The sequence below is a fragment of the Sinisalibacter lacisalsi genome (assembly GCF_014640115.1).
Classification (GTDB): Bacteria; Pseudomonadota; Alphaproteobacteria; order Rhodobacterales; family Rhodobacteraceae; genus Sinisalibacter; species Sinisalibacter lacisalsi.
This window is the reverse complement of sequence record NZ_BMGI01000002.1, coordinates 505329-521350: the sequence shown is the minus strand read 5'-3', so window position 1 is coordinate 521350 and position 16022 is coordinate 505329. Positions and strand designations below refer to the sequence as shown.

Genomic DNA, 16022 nt, shown 5'->3' with positions numbered 1-16022 from the left:
CGGGAAGGCTTTGCGGATCATTTTCGATTGACCTAGGGTGCCTGGATGAAAAGAGTTTTTGCGGCTTTCCCGGTGCCGTTTCCGGGCCTCTGGCGCGTGATCGTGATGGTCGCCATGATCGCCTTCGTCGTGCCCGGCGCGGGGGCGCAGCCGGGCCCGCGCGTGATCGTGCATTACCAGAAGAACCTGATGTTCGATCTCGCCGACAAGGCCGCCATCGTCGACGACATTCGCGCCCGCGCGCCCGACACGGTCACGCTGCAGGAGGTCAGCCGCGCCAATCGCGCCGTGCTCGACGGTTTGAAGCCGGATTATCCGTCGCAGAAACTGTGCCGTTTTCGCGATATCGGCGGCGTCGCGGTGGCGTCGCGCTGGCCGATGGTCGAGGGCTCCGCGAGCTGCCTGGAAGGGCGGGGCGTGACCGCGATGCAGGTGACCATGCCCGAAGGGCCGGTCTGGGTGCTGTCGGTGCATCTCGAAACCCCCGATCAGCCGCTGCACCGCGAGATGGTGATCGCCCTCGCGCCGGAAATCGCGGCGCTGGCGGGGCCGAAGATCATCGGCGGCGATTTCAACGCCTTCCCGCTTTCGGCCTCGGTGCGCGGGATCGCGCGCGCCGCCGGGGTGCGCCGGATCGGCCCGACGCTCACCACCTTCCGGCCCAACCCGGTCATCGGGCTGCCGATCGACTTCGTGCTCGCCACCGGCGCCGAGGGCGCGGCGGTGCGCCTGCCGCTGCTGGGGTCGGACCACCACGGCGTTCTGGCCGAATTCACCATGCGGTTCTGAGGTGGCGATGCAGAGCGAGCCGATCCTGCAAGATCATCTGCCGTTCCGGCCCTGGGCCGAGGAGAAGACCCGCCGCCTGCCGGGGCTGAACCCGGTTGCGCCGGGGGAATGGTTGATTGCCGACGAGGCCTTCGCCGGCCAGATGGCGCTGCGCGATTCGCTGATCGCCGCGCGCCGCGCAATGGTGCTGGCGCTCGATCCCGCCGCGCGCCCGGCGGCGGAAGAATTGCTCGAGGCGGTGCTGGCCGAGATCGCCGGCGCGCCCGGCTACGCGCTGTCCGCCGGGCAGGTGCAGAGGCCCGACGGCGTGATCGTGCCGCTCGACCGGGCCGATCCGCTCGCCACCGCCGGGCGGCTGGTGCAGGAAGACTTGGTGATTCTCGAAAAGCCCGCCGGCGCGCGCGAACATGTGCTCACCGGTGCGGTGCTCTGCTTTCCGGCAAGCTGGACGCTGGCGCAGAAGTTCCTGCGCCCGCTCACCGCGATCCACGTGCCGGTGCCGGCGTATGATGACGATATTGCCCGGCGGGTGCAGCGCCTGTTCGACGGGCTCCAGCCGGAGCGGCCGATCTGGCGGGCGAATGCGCTCGTTTACGGCGATCCCGCCCTGCACCAGCCGCGCCGGGAGGGCGAGACGCGGTCTTGCGCGCCGGGCAGCGCGCGCTGGCTGAGGATGGAGCGGCAGGTGCTCAAACGCCTCGCGCGCACGCGCGCGGTGGTGTTCTCGATCCACACCTTCGTTCTGGCGATGGAGACGCTCGCGCCGGAGGACCGCGCGGCGCTGGCCGGGCGCGCGGCGGTGATCTGAGGCCCCGGCGCGCAATCCGGGGCCGGGGTCAACTCAGCATCGCGAGCAGGGACTGGGCCACATCGGTCTGCGACGCGCCCATCACCGAGCCGGTGATCGCCGTGGTGCGGGCCGAAAAGCCGAGGCTCTCGCGCCCGAGCACGGCCAGGGTGAGCAGCGCCGCGCCCACCGGCAGGGCGAAGACCAGCATCGCCGCGTTCAGCCCGTTGACGGCGGCACGGTGCACGATCGGCTGGCTCTCGGGGTCGCGGTCCCAGAGCGCGTCCTCGTCGTCCTCCTCCGGCGTGGCGTCGCGCGCGGCCTTCGCGGCGGTGATGTCGATCACATCCGCGCTGTATTCCGGCTGCGGCTCCGGCGCCGGTGCGGTTTCGCTCCAGGCTTTCTGCGCCATCTCCCACATCAGTTCCTCGGTGCGCGGGTCGTAGGGCGCGGTGAGGTTGCGGGCGCGCGGGGTGGCGATGTCTTCCACCAGCGCGTCGTGCGCGTCGGCATCGAAGGCGCCGGGGTATTCGCGCACGATCAAACGTTCCGGCCCGCAGTGCATGGTGATCCGGTCGGCCAGCCCCTGGCAGATCGCTGCGCGGTCCTCGGTGCCGGGACCGGCGGGCACGCCGTCGGGGCCGGGCCCGACCGACACCACGATGCACTCGGCAAAGCGCGGGGCGGTCTCGGCGTCCGGCAGGGCGCCCGCGAGCCGGGTATAGGCGAGACAGATACGCATCGTCGCCAGATCGTAGACCACGAAATCATCGTAGGCAGCGTCGATGTCGAGCTGCCCCTCGGGGTTGGTCCAGAGCGCCCGGCCCAGTTCATGGCTCAGCTCCTGGAAGTCGATCTCGGTCTCGTTTGCGTAACACAACGCTGCAATCGTACTGTTGGCGAATCCGGTCATCACGGGCCCTCCTGCCATCAGATCAACCACAGGTAATCCCAAGAATCCGGCTACAATTTGATCTTTTCAAGATTATTGAACATCGAAGGGCCAAGGATTGTCTTATTTCGGGCTCAAATCGCGGCGGCCCGTCGCAACTGTTTCGCGCCGCGCCTCAAGCGACCAGTGCACAAGAAAAAAGGGGCGCCATCAAGGCGCCCCTCTGGTTGTGTCGTCCCGGTCGGGTCAGACGCTGTAATACATCAGGTATTCCACCGGGTGCGGGGTGTGCTCGTAGGCATAGACCTCTTCCCACTTCAGATCGAGGTAGCCCTGGATCTGGTCCTTGGTGAAGACATCACCCGCGAGCAGGAAGTCGTGGTCGTTCTCCAGCGACGTGAGCGCCTCGCGCAGCGAGCCGCAGACGGTCTCGATGTCCTGCAGTTCTTCGGGCGGCAGGTCGTAGAGGTTCTTGTCCTGCGCCGGGCCGGGATCGATCTTGTTCTTGATCCCGTCGAGGCCGGCCATAAGCAGCGCCGCGAAGGCGAGGTAGGGGTTCGCCGCCGGATCGGGGAAACGGGCCTCGACGCGCTTGGCCTTCGGGCTCTCGGTCCACGGGATCCGGACGCAGCCCGAGCGGTTGCGGGCCGAGTAGGCGCGCAGCACCGGGGCTTCGAAACCGGGCACGAGGCGCTTGTAGGAGTTGGTCGCCGGGTTGGTGAAGGCGTTCAGCGTTTTCGCGTGCTTGAGCACCCCGCCGATGAACCACAGCGCTTCCTGGCTCAGGTCGGCATACTTGTCGCCGGCGAAGAGCGGCTTGCCGTCCTTCCAGATCGACATGTTGACGTGCATCCCCGAGCCGTTGTCGCCCTTCATCGGCTTGGGCATGAAGGTGGCCGACTTGCCATAGGCGGCGGCGACGTTGTGGATGATGTACTTGTATTTCTGCAGTTCGTCGGCCTGGGTGGTGAGGCTGTCGAAGATCAGGCCAAGCTCGTGCTGGGCGCTGGCCACCTCGTGGTGGTGCTTGTCGACCTTCATGCCGATCTGCTTCATCGTCGAGAGCATTTCCGAGCGGATGTCCTGGCCGTCGTCGATCGGGTTGACCGGGAAGTAGCCGCCCTTGTGCTGGGCGCGGTGGCCCATGTTGCCCATCTCGTATTCGGTATCGGTGTTCCAGGCGGCATCGACCGCGTCGAGCTGGAACGAAACCTTGTGCGGCGTCACCGAGTAGCGCACGTCGTCGAACAGGAAGAACTCGGCTTCCGGCCCGAAATAGGCCACGTCACCGATGCCGGTGGACTTGAGGTAGGCTTCGGCCTTCTGCGCGGTGCCGCGCGGATCGCGCTCGTAGGGCTCGCCGGTGTCGGGCTCGACGATCGAACAGTGCAGGCAGAGCGTCTTCTCGGCATAGAACGGGTCGATGTAGGCCGAGCCCGGATCGGGCATCAGCTTCATGTCGGAGGCTTCGATCGACTTCCAGCCGGCGATCGACGAGCCGTCGAACATGAAGCCCTCTTCGAGGAAGTCCTCGTCGACGAGGCCGGCAACCACGGTCACGTGCTGCAGCTTGCCCTTCGGGTCGGTGAAGCGGATATCGACGTAGGCGACATCTTCTTCCGACATCAGCTTGAGAACGTCAGCGTTGTTCATTTGACATTTTCCCTTGGTTTCAGAGTTTGGATTTTAGGCTCGCGGGGCCGGTCAAACGGCGTCGAGGCCGGTTTCGCCGGTGCGGATGCGGATCGCCTGCTCGACCGGGCTGACGAAGATCTTGCCGTCGCCGATCTTGTCGGTCTTGGCGGCGGCGATGATCGCCTCGATGGCGGCATCGACCTGGTCGGCCGGGAGCACCACCTCGATCTTCACTTTCGGCAGGAAGTCGACGACGTATTCGGCGCCGCGATACAGCTCGGTGTGGCCCTTCTGCCGGCCGAAGCCTTTGACCTCGATGACCGACAGGCCCTGCACGCCGATCTCCTGCAGCGCGTCCTTCACCTCGTCGAGCTTGAACGGCTTGATGATGGCTTCGATCTTTTTCATGTTCATTCCCCCCGTGGGTTCAGGTTCGCCGCCCACTGACCACTTTCGCCGGGCGGCCTCAATTGGATAGGGTCGTGGTAGCGTGGCGGGAGGCAGGATTCCATCCGCCGTGCATAAAATTTGTGCATTAAGCCGCGAAACCGGGCGAAATGCGAAGAAAAGGGGCGCCGACCATGGCCATGCTGCTGACATCTGCCCAAATGCGCGCCATCGAGGGCGCCGCGATCGCCTCGGGCGCGGTCACCGGGGATGCGTTGATGGAGCGCGCGGGCGCGGGCGTTCTGGCGGAAGTGTTCGGGCACTGGCCCGAACTGGCGGCGCGCGCGGGTGATGCGGTGGTGCTCTGCGGGCCGGGCAACAACGGCGGCGACGGTTTCGTCATCGCCCGGCTGCTGGCGGATCGCGGCTGGCGCGTGAGCCTCGGATTTCTGGGAACGCCTGACCGGCTGCCGCCCGACGCCCGCAGCAACCATGATCGCTGGGCAGCCCTCGGCCCGGTGCTCGGACTGGATGAGGCGCTGGCCGCGCTCGGCGGCGCCGATCTCGCGGTGGACGCGCTGTTCGGCACCGGCCTGGCCCGGCCGCTCGAAGGGGTGGCGGCGCGGGCGGCCAACGCGCTGGCGGAAATGGCCTGGGCTGAGGGGCGGGTGGTCGCGGTCGATGCGCCCTCGGGATTGTGCATGGATTCGGGCCGCCCGCTGGCGCCCCCGGAAGGCGACGGCGTGGCCGCCGCCACGCTCACCGTGAGCTTTCACGCGCTGAAGCTCGGCCATGTGCTGGCCGAGGGGCCGGCACGCTGCGGCCGCGCGGTGGTGGCCGATATCGGGCTGACGCCCGGCCAGGCCCGCGCCGCGCTCGGGGCAGACGGGGTGCGCGCGCTCGCAACGCTGGTGGCGGCGCCCGACCCGGACCGGCTCGACAAGGGCGCCAGCCCCGGGGCGCACAAATACGGCCACGGCCACGCGCTGGTGCTCGCGGGCGGCACGGCCAGGGGCGGCGCGGCCCGGCTCGCGGCGCGCGCGGCGCTTCGGGTGGGGGCCGGGCTGGTGACGCTCGGCACGCCCGGCCCGGCGCTGGCCGAGAACGCGGCCCAGCTCACCGCGATCATGCTGACCGCGGTCGAGGATGGCCCCGGGCTTGCCGCTGCGCTCGACGACACCCGGCTGAACGCGCTCGCGCTCGGCCCCGGACTGGGGGTGGCGCGGGCCCGCGCGCTGGTGCCGGTGGCGCTCGGCGCCGGCCGCCCCACCGTGCTCGACGCCGATGCGCTCACCGCCTTCGCCGAAGCCCCGGCCACGCTCTTCGCCCTCCTGCACAGCGCCACGGTGCTCACCCCCCACGCTGGCGAATTCGCTCGGCTTTTTCCCGATCTCGCCGAGGATCTGGCGGGCCCGGCGACGCGCGGTCCCGCGCCCTCCCGGCTCGAAGCGGTGCGGCAGGCGGCGGCGCGGGCCGGCGCGGTGGTGTTGCTCAAGGGGCCCGACACGGTGATCGCCTCGCCCGAAGGGCGCTGCGCCATTCACCTCGCGGCCTACGACCGGGCCGCGCCGTGGCTGGCGACTGCCGGGGCGGGCGACGTGCTGACCGGGCTGATCGCCGGGCTGATGGCGCGCGGCTTCTCGGCCTTCGCGGCGGCGAAGGCGGCGGCCTGGTTACACACCGAGGCCGCCCGCGCCTTCGGCCCGGGGCTGATCGCCGAAGACCTGCCCGAGGCGCTGCCCGGGGTGCTCGCGGGGCTGCTGCGGGCGCGATAGGGTCCGGCGCAAGGACTCGTCCCGTCCTGCTGGCCAAACCCCGCCGTGCGGCAAAGCGGCGCTGGACGCGGGCCGATCCCTGGCGCAGAATTGACGCCATGACCCGCGTGATCGCCCTGCTGTTTGCCTTGCTCATCGCGCCGCCCGCGGTGGCGCAGGGCATGGCTTTTCCGGTGCATGGCAACTGGTGCGGGCCGAACCACGGCGCCGGCCCCGCGCTCGACCTGCTCGACGCCGCCTGTCAGCGCCACGACCTGTGTATCGCTCAAACGGGCTTGCTCGATTGCGGCTGCGATCTCGTCTTCATGGATGAATTGCGCAACCGGCCCTGGCCCAACCCGGTGATGGCGGCCAAGGCGCGCGCGGTCTACGAGGTGATCGCGATGGCGCCTTGCCGTGATCCCGACGGGCACCGCTACAAGATGAGCCTCGCCGCCGCCGACTGGGCGCGCGATGTCAGCCTCGGGATCGAGCCGCCATGGGCGATCCTCGACCGCCTCGGCGCGCTCTTCGCCCAGGGCGCGGCGCGCGCCTACTGAACGACCGGCGCGGGCCTGGCCCACGGCCGCCGGGATCGGGTCAGGGAATGATCCGGGTGTATTTCGAGCCCTCCAGCGTCGCGCCGATGATCAGCCCGGCCTGGCTGAACACGAGGGCGACGACCGGGCTCATGGTGGTGATCGAGTCGGCGGAAATCCGGCCGCCTTCGGTGGCGACGGCGTATTTCAGGTCGGCCCCCGCCACCCAGCCCGAGGCGGTGCGGAAATTGGCCAGCGCGTCTTCGGTCATGAAGAACAGCACGTGGGCATATTGTTGCGCCCCGGCCTGGATGCCGAAACTCGCCTTGGTCTGGGCGTAGTAATCCACCGCGACACCGCCCACCATCAGCGCGCCGCGCCCGTAGGCGCCGCCGACGCCGAAGCCGGCTTCGGTGACCAGCGGCATCACCAGCATGCCGACCGATTTTTCCTCCAGCCGCCGGCTGTCGGGCACTTCCTGATACATCTGTTGCAGCGTGGCGGCGACCCGCGCGTCGATCCGCGAGGGGCCTTCCGAGCCCATGCCGTTGCCGCAGCCCGCGAGCGCAAGCCCGCCGCCGCCAAGGGTAACCATGAAACCGCGTCTGGAGAGTTTGCTCATCGTGCTGCCGCCTTTCGAATGCCTCGTGCCCACGCCCGGGTCTTGCGCCCGGGAACGGGCGGAATGATACGCCAAGCCCGCGCACCTGTCACCCGTGACCTCGCTCAGATGGCGAAACTCCGCTCCCGCGCCGAAGCGGCGCCCGGCCCGCCGCGGGCGCGTTTTCCGCCGCGGAAAACGGCCCGGAAAACGTCCGTTTTCCGTTACGAAATCCGCCGCGGATTTCGTCCCGCCGCGTGGTCAGCCGTTGAGCAGCCGTGCCGCGCGGGGGGCGAAATAGGTCAGGATCCCGTCGAGGCCCGCCCGTTTGAAGCCGGTCAGGCTCTCCATCATCACCTTTTCGCCGTCGAGCCAGCCGTTCTCGGCCGCCGCCATCAGCATCGCGTATTCGCCCGAGACCTGGTAGGCGAAGGTGGGCACCCGGAACTCGCTCTTCACCGCGCGGGCGATGTCGAGATAGGGCATGCCCGGCTTGACCATCACCATATCGGCGCCCTCGGTCAGGTCGCGTTCGACCAGCCGCAGCGCCTCGCCGGCATTGCCCGGGTCCATCTGGTAGGTTTTCTTGTCGCCCTTGAGCGCGCCCGAGGCGCCCACTGCGTCGCGGAAGGGGCCGTAGAAGGCGGAGGCGTATTTCGCGGCGTAGGACATGATCGTCACGTTCGGGTGGCCGTTCGCCTCCAGGGCGGCGCGGATCGCGCCGATGCGGCCGTCCATCATGTCGGAGGGGCCGAGAATGTCGGCCCCGGCCTCGGCCTGCGCCAGCGCCATGCGCGCCAGCGCCTCGACGGTTTCGTCGTTCACGATCTCGCCGTCCTTCACGATCCCGTCGTGGCCGTTGGCGTTGTAGGGGTCGAGCGCCACGTCGGTCATCACCGCGATCTCGGGCACGGCGTCCTTGATCGCGCGGGTGGCGCGGTTGGAGAGGTTGTCGCGATCCCAGGCCAGTTCGCAGGCCTCGGTTTTCAGCGCCGGGTCGACGTAGGGAAACAGGCAGATCGCCGGGATGCCGAGATCGCGCGCCTCGCGCGCCGCGGCCACCACCCGGTCGATGCTGAGGCGGGAGACGCCGGGCATCGACGGCACCGGGTGGGCCTCGTTCTCGCCCTCCATCACGAAAACCGGCCAGATCAGGTCGGTCACCGAGAGTTGCGTTTCGCGCACGAGCCCGCGCAGCGCCTCGGTGCGGCGGATGCGGCGCAGCCGCGTGGCGGGGAAGGGGGCAAAGGTGCGGCTCATGTCTGTCTCCGTGGCAATTGCGTTCCCCATCTGCCACGCCGGGGCCTCCGGCTCAAGGCTTCCCGCTCGGGGCTGGCGCTCGGCCATGCGGGGCGTTAAGAGGGGCGCGTATTGAGGGGCAGACAACAGGCGGTACGGTGGACTGGTATTCGGCGGTCTTCGAACTCATCGACATGCGATCCTTTTCCAACCTGTGGTACTGGATCGCACTGGCCGTGGTCTGGTCGACCACCTCGCACTGGGTTCTGGGCGTGCCCTGGGACATGGTGCAGCGCGCCGGGCGTCACGGCGGCGAGGCCGAGCGCGACCTCGAGGACATGGTGCGCATCAACGTCAACCGGCTGTTCTACATCGCCGGCGTCTCGGGGATCTGGCTGGTGGCTCTGGCCTCGGGGCTGATCACCGCGCTGGCGCTGCTGGGGTTCTGGTATGGCATCGAGTTCGCCCAGGCGGTGTTCCTGCTCGTCACGCCGATGTCGTTCGTGGGGCTGTTGTCGCTGCGCACCGCGAACCTGATCCGGGCCGGTGCGCTCACCGGTGCCGAACTGCGCAAGCGGATGCACCGCCACCGGGTGCAAACCCAGTTCGTCGGCATGATCTCGGTCTTCATCACCGCGATGTGGGGGATGTACCAGAACATGTCGATCGGCGTTCTGGGCGGTTGAGCGGCGGTGCGCGCCGGCTGCGCGATCACCGGTTGATCCCGCCCGCAGCGCGGAGTAACAGCCCCGGGCCATGACCGATCCACGCCCCATCACGCTCTCGGGGGCTCCCGAGGGATACGACGCCCGGCTCCTCGCCCGCGAACTGGAAAACTCCGGCGGCCCGGTCGTGCATGTCGCGCGCGACGCGCGGCGGATGGCGGCGATGGCGGCGGCGCTCGATTTCTTTGCGCCGGATGTCACCCGGATCACTTTTCCGGCCTGGGATTGCCTGCCCTATGACCGGGTGTCGCCCAACCCCGACGTGTCGGCGACCCGGATGGCCACGCTCGCGGCCCTCGCCCACGGCATGCCGACGCAGCGCTTCATCCTGCTCACCACGCTGAACGCCGCCACCCAGCGGCTGCCGGCGCGCGAGGTGCTGCGTGAGGCGAGCTTCACCGCCCGGGTCGACAGCCGGATCGATGTCGACGCGCTCAAGTCGTTCCTCGTGCGCATGGGCTTTTCGCAGGCGCCCACGGTGATGGAACCGGGCGACTTCGCCGTGCGCGGCGGGATCATCGACATCTACCCGCCGGGCGAGGCGGGGCCGGTGCGGCTCGACCTGTTCGGCGACGTGCTCGACGGCGCGCGCCGGTTCGACCCGGTCACCCAGCGCACCACCGAGAACCTTTCGGTGGTCGAGCTGGCGCCGGTGAGCGAGGTGATCCTCGACGACGCGGCGATCACCCGGTTCCGGCAGAATTACCGGATCGAGTTCGGCGCGACGACGACCGACGATCCGCTCTACGAGGCGGTGAGCGCGGGGCGCAAGCACCAGGGGGCGGAGCATTGGCTGCCGTTCTTCCACGAGCGGCTGGAGACGCTGTTCGACTACCTGCCCGGCGCCAGCGTGATGCTCGACGATCAGGTTGTGCCCACGCGACTGGCGCGCTGGGAGAGTATCGCCGACCAGTATGACACGCGGCGCGCGGCGATGGCGGCGAAGGGGCGGATGGATTCGGTCTACAAGCCCTGTCCGCCGCAGCTGCTCTACCTCGACGAGTCCGGCTGGGAGGCGGCCACGGCGCAAAGCCGGGTGATCGAGTTCGCCCAGTTGCCGCGCGCCACGGGGCCGGGTGTGCTCGACGGCGGCGGCCGGATCGGGCGCAACTTCGCCCCGGAGCGGCAGCAGGAGAAGATCAACCTGTTCAGTGCCCTGGCGGATCACATTCGGGCAAAGCGCGAAGCGGGCGCGGTGGTGGTCGCCTCCTATTCCGAGGGCGCGCGCGACCGGCTGAAGGGGCTTCTGGCCGACGAGGGGCTGACCGCCACCGCCGAGATCGCCGACTGGCGCGACGTGCCCGAGAGCCATGGCGGGGTCTACCTCGCGGTCTGGCCGCTGGAGCACGGCTTCGAGGCGCGGACCGATACCGGCATCGGCCTCACCGTCGTCTCCGAGCAGGACGTGCTGGGCGACCGGCTGATCCGCGCGCCGAAAAAACGGCGGCGGGCCGAGAACTTCCTCACCGAAGCCAATGCGCTCAGCCCGGGCGACCTGGTGGTTCATGTCGATCACGGCGTCGGCCGTTACACCGGGCTCGAGACGATCACCGCCGCGGGCGCGCCGCACGAATGCCTGGTGCTCGAATACGCCGGCGGAGACCGCCTTTACCTCCCCGTCGAAAACATTGAACTGCTTAGCAAATTCGGCCACGAGGAAGGGCTTCTCGACAAGCTGGGCGGCGGCGCGTGGCAGGCCAAGAAGGCGAAGCTCAAGGAGCGCATCCGGCAGGTCGCCGACAAGCTGATCCGCCTCGCGGCTGAACGCGCCCTGCGCAAGGCGCCGGTGCTGGAAGCGCCGCACCACGCCTGGGAAGAGTTCGCCACGCGCTTTCCATACCAGGAAACCGAAGACCAGCTCTCCGCGATTTCAGACGTGATCGAGGATATCGCCAGCGGCCAGCCGATGGACCGGCTGATCTGCGGCGATGTCGGCTTCGGCAAGACCGAAGTGGCGATGCGCGCGGCCTTCGTGGCGGCAATGAGCGGCATGCAGGTGGCGGTTATCGCGCCGACAACGCTGCTCGCGCGCCAGCATTACAAGAGCTTCGCCGAGCGCTTCCGCGGCTTTCCCATCACCGTGGGGCAGCTTTCGCGCTTCGTCGGCGCGCGCGAGACCGAGCGCACCCGCAAGGGCATCGCCGATGGCACGATGGATATCGTCGTCGGAACCCATGCGCTTCTGGCCAAGTCGGTCCGGTTCAAGAACCTCGGGCTCTTGGTGATCGACGAGGAACAGCGCTTCGGCGTGAGCCACAAGGAACGGCTGAAGGAGATGCGCTCCGACGTGCACGTGCTCACCCTCACCGCCACGCCGATCCCGCGCACGCTGCAGATGAGCCTCTCGGGGGTGCGCGACCTCTCGATCATCGGCACGCCGCCGGTCGACCGGCTCTCGATCCGCACCTACGTGAGCGAGTTCGACAGCGTGACGATCCGCGAGGCGCTGCTGCGCGAGCATTACCGCGGCGGGCAGAGCTTCTTCGTTGTGCCGCGGATCAAGGAACTGCCCGAGATCGAGGCGTTCCTGCAAACCCAGGTGCCTGAGGTGAGCTACGTGGTGGCGCATGGCCAGATGGCGGCGGGCGAGCTAGACGACCGGATGAACGCCTTCTACGATGGCAAGTTCGACGTGCTGCTGGCCACCACCATCGTCGAATCCGGCCTCGACATCCCTACCGCCAACACCATGATCGTCTGGCGCGCCGACATGTTCGGGCTGGCCCAGCTCTACCAGATCCGCGGCCGGGTCGGGCGGGCGAAGACGCGGGCCTACGCCTACCTCACCACCAAGCCGCGCGTGCCGCTCACGGCCGGCGCGGAAAAGCGGCTGAAGGTGCTGGGCAGCCTCGACAGCCTCGGCGCCGGCTTCATGCTGGCGAGCCAGGATCTCGACCTGCGCGGCGCCGGCAACCTGATCGGCGAGGAACAATCCGGCCAGATGCGCGAGGTGGGCTACGAACTTTACCAGCAGATGCTGGAGGAAGCGATCGCCAAGATCCGTTCGGGCGAGAGCGAGGGGCTGACCGAAGCCGACGAGCAATGGGCGCCGCAGATCAACCTCGGTGTGCCGGTGCTGATCCCGGCCGACTACGTGCCCGACCTCGACGTGCGGCTGGGGCTCTACCGCCGGCTCTCGGGGCTGAGCACCAAGGTGGAGCTCGAAGGCTTCGCCGCCGAGTTGATCGACCGCTTCGGCAAGCTGCCGCGCGAGGTCAACACGCTCTTGCTGATCGTGCGGATCAAGGCGATGTGCAAGAAGGCGGGCATCGCCCGGCTCGACGGCGGGCCGAAAGGCGCGACGATCCAGTTCCACAACGACAAGTTCGCCAACCCCGCAGGATTGGTGGAATACCTCAACGACCAGAAGGGGCTGGCGAAAGTGCGCGACAACAAGATCGTCATTCGCCGCGACTGGGCGCGCGACGCCGACAAGATCAAGGGCGCCTTCGCCATCGCCCGCGACCTCGCCGAGAAGGCCGGCACGGTGAAGCGCAAGGGCTGAGGGCAGGGCGGTTTCCGTACGGAAACCGCGACGATTTCCGTACGGAAATCGGCCCGAAATCCGCCGCGGATTTCGCCCGGGCCCGCCCGCGACAAACTGCCCGGCTTGATCGCGCGTGTCGCGGCGCCATGTGCAGCGAGGGCCAGACCGGGGAAGCCATGCAACAGATCCTGATCCTTCTCGCCGCCATGGGCTTGGGCCTCGGCGTCGGTGCGCTCACCGGCGGCTTTGGTTTTTCCGCCCTCGTCTGTATCTTCGCGGGGGTCTTCCTCGTCACCCCGACGCTGTTTCGCCTCGACACCGCCGCGCTGCGGCTGGGCCGGGCCGAGGCGCGGCCGATCGCGCTCAACCTTGGTCTGAACTTCGTTCTGCTCGCCGCCGCCGCGCTGCTGATCGGCTGGCTCAGCCGCGATCTGGGCATCGCCGCCGCACTTTTCCTGCTCGCGCTGCTGCCCGGCGGCGGCATGGTGATGGCCTGGATCCGCAGCGCCGGCGCGGATGTGCGGCTGGGGTTCCTGCTCTCGGTGGTGAACCTGGCGCTGATCCTGCCGGTGACGTTGGTTTTCGACGCCTTCCCGGGCCTCGCGGCGCCGTTCTTTCCGCCTGTCGAAGCGGCGGGGGTGGCCACGGGCGCTTCGCTGCGCGTCCCGCCCTTCGCGCCCTTCTTGGTGCTGATCGTGCTGCCGTTCCTGATCAGCCGCTGGGCGCGCGACGACGCCCCCGGTCTCGTCGCCTTCGCCGAGCGTCACGCCCGGGCGATCTCGCAGATCACCATGGCGGGGATCGTCTTCTACCTGTTCTCGCTCGACAGCGCCCAGGCCCTGTTCCGCCTCGATCCGGCCACGCTGGCGATCGGTTTCGCCGCGACGCTCACCTTCTATGCTGTGGCCATCGCGCTCGCCACCGCCTTCACCGGCGACAGCCCCGAGGGCCGAGCCGTCTACTGGCACATGGTGACGCGTTACATCACGCTGGCGCTGATCCTCGCCTCGTTCTCGCTCGACCGTTTCGGGCCGAGTTTCCTGGTGCCGATCATGCTGGCTTACGTGGTGCAGCTCGGCGCGGCGGGGGTGCTCAGGGCGCGGATGCTGGCGCGGGCGACGGGGTAGGCCCGGCGCCTAGCCGCGCACCCGGTCGCGATCGCCCCGGATCAGCGCCAGCGCGAGGACGGAGCAGATCGCCGCCCCGGCGAGCAGCGGCCCGGGGGTGCCGTTGTAGGCGAGCCCGACGGGGGCGGCGATGGCGACCGCCAGGATCGACGACAGCGCCCCGATCACCGCGCTCGCGGTGCCGGCGATGTGGCCGAGCGGCTCCATCGCCAGCGCGGTGATGTTGCCGAAGGTGAGCCCGTTCATGAAGAACAGGCTGACCGACCAGGCGATGAAGATGACCAGTTGCCAGCCCTGCGGCAGCGCCGAGATGATGCCGGACAGCCAGAGCACGGCGAGCGCCGCCGCGATCAGCCCCTGGCTGGCGAAGGCGACCGAGGCGAGCGGGCGCATTCCCAGCCGCATCACCAGCCGGGAATTGATGAAGCCCGACAGCCCCGAGATCAGCGCCACGCCCGCGAAGTAGTAGACGAAGCGGTCGCCCGCGCCGAGAGCGTCGACGTAGATCTGCTGCGCCGAGGAGATATAGGCCATGAGCTGGCCGAAACCGAGGCTGGCGACGAGCAGGTAGCGCAGCGCCACCGGGGTGGCCAGCACCTCGCGCATCGCCACCAGCACCCGGCCGAGGCGGAAGGCGCGGCGGTTCTCCGGGCGCAGCGTCTCGGGCTGGCGCAGGAGGAACCAGGTCAGCACCACCGCGCCGAGCCAGCCGTAGCTCGCAAACAGCCCGCGCCAGCCGACGAAGGCGATGATCTGCTGCCCGATCATCGGCGCCACCGCGGGCACGATGACGAAGAACGAGAACACGATCGAGCCCACCCGCGCCTGCGCCCGGCCGGAGAACAGGTCGCGCATCACCGCCTGGCTGACGATCCGGCTCGCCGCCGCGCCGGTGCCCTGCAACAGCCGAAAGGCGAGCAGCGCCTCGATCGACCCCGCCGCCCGCGCCCCGAGCGCGCCGGCGATGAACAGGCCCACGCCGAGCATCAGCGCGCGCCGCCGCCCGTAACTGTCGGAGAACGGGCCGATGAAGAATTGCCCGATCCCGGTGCCGAGAATGAAGGCGGCGATCACCAGTTGCGCCCGCGAGGCATCCTGCGGGGTGAATTCGGCGGCGATCTCGGGCAGGGCGGGCAGGATCGAATCGATGGCGAAAGCCATCATCGACATCAGCGCCGCGAGCAGCAGCACAAGTTCGCCAAAGGGCAGGGGGCGCGTGGGCGCGAGCAGACGTGGCATCGGGGGGGTCCTTTTCGAGCCCCCTCTTTGCCGCAAGCTGCCGGGAATGGCCAGAGGCCAGCGGCCGGGTTCAGCCGGTGGGCCCGCTTTCCTGCGCCGGCCCGTCGGCGGCGTCGCCGGCGAGCTCGTCGATCACGTTCAGCCACAGCGCGGTGGGTTGCGCGCCGGGCACCACGTGGGTGCCCGCCACGAGGAAGGTGGGCACGGCGCGCACGCCCCTGGCGCGCGCATCGGCATCGCGGGCGCGGATGTCGGCGGCATCGGCCTCGGTGGCGAGCAGGCGGGCGGTGACCGCGCCGTCCATGCCCGCGCGTTCGGCGATCTCGACGAGAACCTCCGCCGCCCCGATATCGCGCCCCTCGACGAAATAGGCCCGGAACAGCGCCGACACCACGGCCGTCTGCCGCCCCTCCAGTCCGGCCCAGTGGATCAGGCGGTGGGCGTCGATCGTGCTCGGCGTGCGGGCGATGGCTTCGAGGTTGAGGTTGAGCCCCGCGCTCCTGGCCTCGTCGACGATCGGCATATAGGCCCGCACCGCGCCCTCCTGGCCGCCGAACTTGGCTTCCAGGTAGGCGCGCCGGTCCATCCCGCCGGGCGGCATGTCGGGGTTCAGCATGAAGGGATGCCATTCCACCTCGAACGGGTGCATGGGCCGCGCCTCGAGCGCGCGGTCGAGGCGGGCCTTGCCGATGTAGCACCACGGGCAGATCGGATCGGAGAAGATGACGAGTTTGACCATGCCCCTTTGGTAACGGGGATTGCCGCGCAGGGAAAGGTGGCCCGGCCGGTCGGGCGAAGGCGTCGGCGCCGCCGTGGTCGTG

The 16022-nt window shown here is 69.1% G+C and carries 14 protein-coding genes; 7 read left to right on the top strand and 7 right to left on the bottom strand.

What is annotated here, in order from left to right:
* Positions 1 to 45 precede the first annotated feature (45 nt).
* The gene (locus IEW01_RS08385; RefSeq protein ID WP_188527157.1) at positions 46 to 789 is read left to right on the top strand and encodes an endonuclease/exonuclease/phosphatase family protein; all 744 of its coding nucleotides are present in this window, start codon (positions 46 to 48) and stop codon (positions 787 to 789) included.
* Positions 790 to 796: 7 nt separating this feature from the next.
* Positions 797 to 1597, top strand: a complete 801-nt coding sequence (locus IEW01_RS08380) for a heme-dependent oxidative N-demethylase family protein (protein WP_188527409.1) — start codon at positions 797 to 799, stop codon at positions 1595 to 1597.
* 28 nt (positions 1598 to 1625) lie between these two features.
* Here IEW01_RS08380 and IEW01_RS08375 read toward each other — a convergent pair whose 3' ends face one another.
* The 3 genes from IEW01_RS08375 to IEW01_RS08365 all read right to left on the bottom strand — a co-directional run bounded on the left by IEW01_RS08375 (position 1626) and on the right by IEW01_RS08365 (position 4511).
* On the bottom strand, positions 1626 to 2489 hold the full coding sequence (locus tag IEW01_RS08375) for a hypothetical protein (protein ID WP_188527156.1): 864 nt from the start codon (positions 2487 to 2489) through the stop codon (positions 1626 to 1628).
* Positions 2490 to 2714: 225 nt separating this feature from the next.
* The gene (gene glnA / locus IEW01_RS08370; protein ID WP_188527155.1) at positions 2715 to 4121 is read right to left on the bottom strand and encodes a type I glutamate--ammonia ligase; all 1407 of its coding nucleotides are present in this window, start codon (positions 4119 to 4121) and stop codon (positions 2715 to 2717) included.
* Between the two features lie 51 nt (positions 4122 to 4172).
* The gene (locus IEW01_RS08365; RefSeq protein ID WP_188527154.1) at positions 4173 to 4511 is read right to left on the bottom strand and encodes a P-II family nitrogen regulator; all 339 of its coding nucleotides are present in this window, start codon (positions 4509 to 4511) and stop codon (positions 4173 to 4175) included.
* Between the two features lie 173 nt (positions 4512 to 4684).
* Between IEW01_RS08365 and IEW01_RS08360 the strand changes: the two genes are divergently transcribed.
* Positions 4685 to 6265 carry an NAD(P)H-hydrate dehydratase gene (locus tag IEW01_RS08360; RefSeq protein WP_188527153.1) on the top strand — a complete coding sequence of 527 codons (1581 nt, stop codon included), beginning with the start codon at positions 4685 to 4687 and terminating at the stop codon, positions 6263 to 6265.
* A 98-nt stretch (positions 6266 to 6363) separates the two neighbouring features.
* Entirely contained in the window at positions 6364 to 6804 is a 441-nt protein-coding gene (locus IEW01_RS08355; protein ID WP_188527152.1) for a phospholipase A2 family protein, read from the top strand.
* A gap of 40 nt (positions 6805 to 6844) precedes the next feature.
* Here IEW01_RS08355 and IEW01_RS08350 read toward each other — a convergent pair whose 3' ends face one another.
* Positions 6845 to 7405, bottom strand: coding sequence for a lipid-binding SYLF domain-containing protein (locus IEW01_RS08350; RefSeq protein ID WP_188527151.1), 561 nt, complete (start codon positions 7403 to 7405; stop codon positions 6845 to 6847).
* Positions 7406 to 7645: 240 nt separating this feature from the next.
* Positions 7646 to 8644: a porphobilinogen synthase gene (hemB, locus tag IEW01_RS08345; RefSeq protein ID WP_188527150.1), complete on the bottom strand. Its 999-nt coding sequence runs from the start codon at positions 8642 to 8644 to the stop codon at positions 7646 to 7648.
* A 137-nt stretch (positions 8645 to 8781) separates the two neighbouring features.
* On the opposite strand from hemB, the gene IEW01_RS08340 reads away from it, so the two are divergent.
* From IEW01_RS08340 to IEW01_RS08330, 3 genes are all read left to right on the top strand, one after another.
* Positions 8782 to 9309, top strand: a complete 528-nt coding sequence (locus tag IEW01_RS08340; RefSeq protein WP_188527149.1) for a component of SufBCD complex — start codon at positions 8782 to 8784, stop codon at positions 9307 to 9309.
* A gap of 70 nt (positions 9310 to 9379) precedes the next feature.
* Entirely contained in the window at positions 9380 to 12853 is a 3474-nt protein-coding gene (mfd, locus tag IEW01_RS08335; protein ID WP_188527148.1) for a transcription-repair coupling factor, read from the top strand.
* A 158-nt stretch (positions 12854 to 13011) separates the two neighbouring features.
* Positions 13012 to 13962 (top strand): hypothetical protein, encoded by a 951-nt coding sequence (locus IEW01_RS08330; RefSeq protein ID WP_188527147.1) that lies wholly within the window; start codon positions 13012 to 13014, stop codon positions 13960 to 13962.
* Positions 13963 to 13971: 9 nt separating this feature from the next.
* Here IEW01_RS08330 and IEW01_RS08325 read toward each other — a convergent pair whose 3' ends face one another.
* Positions 13972 to 15201 carry a multidrug effflux MFS transporter gene (locus IEW01_RS08325; RefSeq protein WP_188527146.1) on the bottom strand — a complete coding sequence of 410 codons (1230 nt, stop codon included), beginning with the start codon at positions 15199 to 15201 and terminating at the stop codon, positions 13972 to 13974.
* Positions 15202 to 15271: 70 nt separating this feature from the next.
* Positions 15272 to 15940 carry a DsbA family oxidoreductase gene (locus tag IEW01_RS08320; protein ID WP_188527145.1) on the bottom strand — a complete coding sequence of 223 codons (669 nt, stop codon included), beginning with the start codon at positions 15938 to 15940 and terminating at the stop codon, positions 15272 to 15274.
* Positions 15941 to 16022 lie beyond the last annotated feature (82 nt).